Raw genomic sequence first — 1,913 nt, 5'->3', positions numbered from 1 at the left:
TCCCTGCACTGCCATCGCAAAATGAGATAACATTAACATATATCCCATAAGGCCAATAGGGCCTTTTACATAAATCATAATTGCATTTACAACAACAGCCCAAACACCATATTTTATTAAAGTAACTATCGCTAGCGCTTCTATTAACCCCCAGTTCTTCTTCATCAAAAAAGCAATTAAAACAAAGACAAAAAAGAGAGTCGCCATAGGGCTATCTGGTACAAACGGCCAAAATATAGGTGAGGTTTCTTTTAATTGATTTCCATACCATATGAATCCGTAAATTGTACCTAATATGTTAACAACCAATAAAAATAATAGTACCGAACGTTGCCTTAACATTGCATACAAGTAAGCCAATCTGTATGTCCAACACCTTTCAAACAAAGTAATTCTTTCATCGAACTCTACTCTATTATATAGCAAACTTTCCGTCATCGTAGAGTAGAAAACTGAAACAGATTAAATTTTCTTTAGGGATGGCTTTGCTATCCCTTTTCTGTTTCAGCTTCCCCTCATCAAACCGTACGTGAGGTTTTCCCTCATACRGCTTTCCGATGCTCTTCCTTCTTTAGCTTTCAGTTTGTTCTAGCTTCCTACTTTCACGAGTGTGTATGTTATTTTCTTCATCAAGTCCTTGATACGACCATGTTTCTTTCGAACATTTCTTTTCTTATCCAGAAAAGGTTAAGCCGTTCTAAGACGTACCAATCTATTTTACCGAGCCACTTCTGTCCAATTGAAGATAGGCTATAATAATTTTGAATCCTTGTAGAATTTTATTTAAACCTTTCACCATCAAACAGTGCCCAGCTTAGCTGGGCACGCAAAATAAAAAGCTGACCACAGATTTTGTAGTCAGCTTTTCTATTATTTTTTATTATACTTTGCAACGAATTCCGAAAGCTTTTTCAGTTCCTCATCTGTACCTTTAAATACACCTTTAGGCATTGAACCTTTTCCATCTTTCGCAATTTTAGCGATTTCTTCTGGTTTTAAAGTTAAGTTTTGCAAAGCCGGTGCTGCCGCTCCGCCCTGTAAATTGTCACCATGACATGTTAAACAAGTATTTTTTTGCATCAACTTGTAGCCGTCATCATTTTTATCAACTGGTGCTGTTTTTACAATTGCTCCTTGTTTTTTTGCAGCTTCCCAATCGTGGTGTGCTACAGATTCCCAAGTTAAAAAAATAATCGATGCAATTGCTAAAAGCATAAACCCCGTTGCTACAGGACGCTTCAATGGTGCTCTTTCTGGGCCTCGATCTAGAAACGGAGCTAATAGTAACGCTCCAAACGCAATCCCCGGCATAATAAACGCACCAATTACAGTAAATGAGCCTGAAGCATACGAATACTTTAATAACTGATACAAGAAYAAGAAATACCAATCTGGAAGTGGTATATATCCTGCATCTGTAGGATCCGCCATTCTCTCAAGCGGTGACGGATGCGCCACTGTTAAACATAAATAACCGACTAAAAAAACTGCACCAACCATCCATTCTTTTAACAAGAAATTCGGCCAAAACGCTTCTGTTTTCCCTGGATATTCAGAATAATCTTTYGGAATATTTGGTTTCCGGGCTACTGGTACCCGAGAATCTCCTACAAACTTCATCCCTTTGCCGCGATGCATAATCTCCCTCCTTTTGTTCTTTCCCCTTTAATTTAGCAATCTCTTATAGCGGACCGGAAATACCTTGTTTGCGAATCATGATGAAGTGGAAGGCCATTAAACCTAGAAGTGCTGCTGGTAAGAAGAAGACGTGAATAGCAAAGAAGCGAGTTAATGTTTGAGCGCCAACGATTTCGGAATGACCAGCGAGTAATGTTTTAATATAAGGACCAATGAGCGGCGTTTGCTCTGCAATTTGAATCCCTACTTTCGTAGCAAATAACGCTTTCATATCC

2 protein-coding genes and 1 pseudogene are annotated in these 1,913 nt (G+C 38.6%); all 3 read right to left on the bottom strand.

Annotated elements, in window-relative coordinates:
• Window positions 1-360: DUF1405 domain-containing protein (locus tag AC1DJR_RS28260; protein WP_477004072.1), on the bottom strand; the 360-nt coding region annotated here is incomplete at its 3' end.
• A 510-nt stretch (window positions 361-870) separates the two neighbouring features.
• A complete protein-coding gene (gene qcrC, locus AC1DJR_RS28255) occupies window positions 871-1,638 on the bottom strand; it encodes a menaquinol-cytochrome c reductase cytochrome b/c subunit (RefSeq protein WP_002011836.1) in 768 nt (255 codons plus the stop codon).
• Window positions 1,639-1,681: 43 nt separating this feature from the next.
• A pseudogene (gene qcrB, locus AC1DJR_RS28250) lies at window positions 1,682-1,913 on the bottom strand (menaquinol-cytochrome c reductase cytochrome b subunit); the annotation flags it as partial.

This window comes from Bacillus sp. 05T31, assembly GCF_056396725.1.
This window is presented reverse-complemented; position numbering and strand designations above follow the sequence as displayed.